This window comes from uncultured Methanobrevibacter sp. (assembly GCF_900314615.1).
In the GTDB taxonomy this organism is placed as follows: domain Archaea; phylum Methanobacteriota; class Methanobacteria; order Methanobacteriales; family Methanobacteriaceae; genus Methanocatella.
Genome location: NZ_OMWA01000049.1, coordinates 1 through 3,231, shown reverse-complemented (window position 1 = coordinate 3,231; position 3,231 = coordinate 1). Strand labels below are relative to the sequence as shown.

The 3,231-nt window shown below is 32.0% G+C and carries 4 protein-coding genes; 3 read left to right on the top strand and 1 reads right to left on the bottom strand.

What is annotated here, in order from left to right:
* Positions 1 to 514: 514 nt before the first annotated feature.
* Complete coding sequence (locus tag QZN33_RS11590) at positions 515 to 901, bottom strand: helix-turn-helix domain-containing protein (protein ID WP_296792820.1); 387 nt, start codon at positions 899 to 901, stop codon at positions 515 to 517.
* Between the two features lie 170 nt (positions 902 to 1,071).
* On the opposite strand from QZN33_RS11590, the gene QZN33_RS11585 reads away from it, so the two are divergent.
* From QZN33_RS11585 to QZN33_RS11575, 3 genes are read left to right on the top strand one after another with little or no spacing between them, the layout of a single operon-like run.
* Positions 1,072 to 1,872, top strand: coding sequence for a cobyrinic acid a,c-diamide synthase (locus QZN33_RS11585; RefSeq protein WP_296792813.1), 801 nt, complete (start codon positions 1,072 to 1,074; stop codon positions 1,870 to 1,872).
* A gap of 34 nt (positions 1,873 to 1,906) precedes the next feature.
* Positions 1,907 to 2,710: a sulfite exporter TauE/SafE family protein gene (locus QZN33_RS11580; RefSeq protein WP_296792807.1), complete on the top strand. Its 804-nt coding sequence runs from the start codon at positions 1,907 to 1,909 to the stop codon at positions 2,708 to 2,710.
* On the top strand, positions 2,679 to 2,879 hold the full coding sequence (locus QZN33_RS11575; protein ID WP_342764157.1) for a 4Fe-4S dicluster domain-containing protein: 201 nt from the start codon (positions 2,679 to 2,681) through the stop codon (positions 2,877 to 2,879). Before QZN33_RS11580 ends, QZN33_RS11575 begins: the two co-directional genes overlap by 32 nt.
* The last annotated feature ends 352 nt before the right edge of the window (positions 2,880 to 3,231 follow it).

Here is a 3,231-nt window from a genome sequence, read left to right as displayed (position 1 = left end):
ATATGAAAGGGCATGCGAAAGTTGTCATACTTATGTTCTCTCTACACTACTTTTTTTAGAAATCATGATAATTAAATATTTTCATCTATACTGGGTGAAACTGGGATGGTGGAAATACAAATCCTGAACATCTACTATAATCACTGACATAACCTGAACCAACTAATGATGCAAAGGTAACTACTTGAGTATTATTGGAAAAGTTGAGGGTAAGATGCTGAAATTATTTATAAACAATTGATGACAAGCAATTATTGTTATGCCAACAGCAACATGAAGATGGTCAAAAGGAACCAAAAGTTGCATAATCCGGATTCACCATTGCTGATTGTGGGTTAAAAGAGACTGATGTTGTAAAGGAAGTCAATGAACCGAGCTATATTGATGCACAACAAAAACTATTTTAATCTGATTATATTATTTTCATCTAGCCGTTTAATATCTAAAATCATTTGATTAAAGTCAGGAATGAAGTTTTCATTTAGAATCGCAAGTAAAAAATAAGCAATATTATTCATTTTTGGTTTCTTCCATATTTTAACTGTTCAAATTCTTTTTTAATTTTTTCCAGTTCCTCTCCATGATATTCTTCTTCAAGATTGAAAATGGCGAGTTCATATAATATGTTTTGAAGCCTGTGACCTTTTTCAGTCAGGTAATATGATGTTTCATTATCTTCAACGTTTTTTTCGATGATGTTGTTTTCTTCCAGTTCCTTAAGTCTTTGTGTTAATATTTTATTGGACAGTTTAGGCTTGTCCTCTTTGAAATCGCTGAAATATTTTTTCCCAAGAATCATGTCCCTTAAAATGTATACTGTCCATTTGTTTTTGATTATATTCAGATTTTTTTCAAACTGACAGTATGGGGGCAATTTATCAAATTTTCTTTTAATTGTCATTTTTCTCCCTATTGTTAAATTTAAACCTTTTACTTTAAATATTTTTAAAAAGTATTACTTTAAAGCCGATATCACACTGTTACTTATTATTTTTGTTACCTTTTTGTTACAAAACCTTTTAAATGTAGTTTATTCATAATTTAAAACACAAATCAAAGTGTGTGAAGAAAATGAAAGGAAAAATATTTATCAATGGAAGGGGAGGATGTGGAAAAAGCACATTCATATCCTTAATCGCAAAAGAATTATCAAAGGACAATAAAGTTTTAATAATCGATATGGATGAGGGAAACCTTGGATTGAACAAAATGTTAAATGTTGATGTTGCAGACACTTCCTTAATGGAATATTATGGTGGAAGAGATAAAATTATGGGTGAGATTCTAAAAGTAGGAATTAAAGGAATGGTGCTCGAAAAAATCAACTTAAAAGATGATGCTGCATCTGATTCTATAGACATATTGGATAATATGAAATTATCCGATCTGCCTGATGATTATGTGACTTGGAAAGGCAATATTGGTTTTATTGAATCCGGAAAAATCAATGACCCTGATGAGGGATGCGCCTGCCCGATGGGAAATCTTACAAGAGACTTCCTAAACCATATAGTTTTGGAAGACAATGAAGTAATATTGGTAGACACTTCAGCGGGAATAGAACACATTGGAAGAGGGGTGATAGAATCTGCAGATAAGCTTATTTCAATAGTTGATCCATCAGGCGATGCAATCTTGCTTGCAAATAAGATAGGGGAATTATCAAAAGAGGCATCCAAGGATTATGTAGTAATATTAAATAAAATTGATGAAAATACCAGAGACCTGGTATTGGAACAACTGGATGATAACATATCTGTTGTTGGTGAACTTGAATATAATTCCATGATTGCTCAAAGCAATCTCTCCCAAAAGGAAATTAACCTCGACGAAGTCGAAAGTGATATTAAAGAAATCTGTGCAAAAATTTAAAGATTTAAATTTCAATAGAGTGCTTGGTGCAATAATGGATTTACTATTTTATGTTGTTTTGCTGTTGGTTGGAGGTTGCTTTGCAGGTTTCATGGCAGGTCTTTTGGGGATTGGCGGTGGAATTGTTATCACTCCAATCCAATATTATCTTTTAACATCTATGGGATGTGGTCCTAAAACGTCCCTGACGATTACTTTTGCAACAGGGCTTGCTGTTATTTGCGTCACCATGATAAACAGTACCCGAAAGCATAAACAAAACAATCTAATAGTGAAACAACACCTAAAACCAATGATGGCCTTAGGTTTTGTAGGTGCTATTCTGGGCGCAATCATATCTCAGTACATTGATGTTGCGGTTTTAAAGATATTGTTTGGTGTAATATGTATAGTTTCAACAGTATTTTTAGTTTTAATAAAATCTCCCACATCTTTAGATAATATTAAAACTGAGGCAGGGTTATTTTACTCTGTTGCATTTGCATGTGGTCTTGCAAGCGGATTGATAGGTCCTGCAGGAGGGGCATTTATCATACCGATTTTTGTGGCATACTTCAAATATCCTATAACAAATACTATCGGAACAACTTCAGCATTAAGCATCGCAACCACACTTGCAGGGGTAATATGTTATATTGTTTTAGGTTGGGGTGTTCAAGGATTGCCTGATTTTTCATTAGGTTATGTCAACTTGCTTCAATTCGTATTTTTAACAATAACCAGCATTATTGTATCAGGATATGCTGCTAACCTATCTAAAAAGATTAATCCTACTAAATTAAAAGCACTGCAGGTAATCGTATTGTATTGGTTGTGGGGAATGTGCAAAGGCATGTGATTTTAATCTGATTCAAACATTTGATGATTATATTCTGATGGATATTGAAAAGTGCAGGCATTGTTCAAAATGTGTAGAAACTTGTCAAAACAATGTTTTTACAAAATCAGTTATTTTTAAACACTTTCTATATCTATTATATTATAAGATTAAAAAAATTTTAGGATAAATGAAAAATTGATGAGTATTTCATAACCGTTAAGATTTTTATATATGTTAATGGTTTGTATGTCCAATTTTTGTAAGGCATTTGACAAGTAATATTTGTTCGTTATATGTGGAAACAAAAGTCACTATAAAGTAGTAGATAATTCATTTACTTTTTAATCATCTTTTGTTCGTATTGTATCGAACAAATTTCACTAAAAGTAGTAGATAATTTGAAGTGCGTTATGCCAACAGCAACATGAAGCTAGTTAAACGGAACCAAAAGTTGCATAATCTTGATTCTCCTTTGTTGATTGGTGATGTTAAAGATAATGATGTTGTAAAAAAGGTTAGAGAACATTGTTTCATTGAAA

Excerpts from the sequence above, each read along its gene's own strand:
- QZN33_RS11590 (WP_296792820.1), bottom strand. The coding sequence starts at position 901 with ATGACAATTAAAAGAAAATTTGATAAATTGCCCCCATACTGTCAGTTT.
- QZN33_RS11585 (WP_296792813.1), top strand. The coding sequence starts at position 1,072 with ATGAAAGGAAAAATATTTATCAATGGAAGGGGAGGATGTGGAAAAAGC.
- QZN33_RS11580 (WP_296792807.1), top strand. The coding sequence starts at position 1,907 with ATGGATTTACTATTTTATGTTGTTTTGCTGTTGGTTGGAGGTTGCTTT.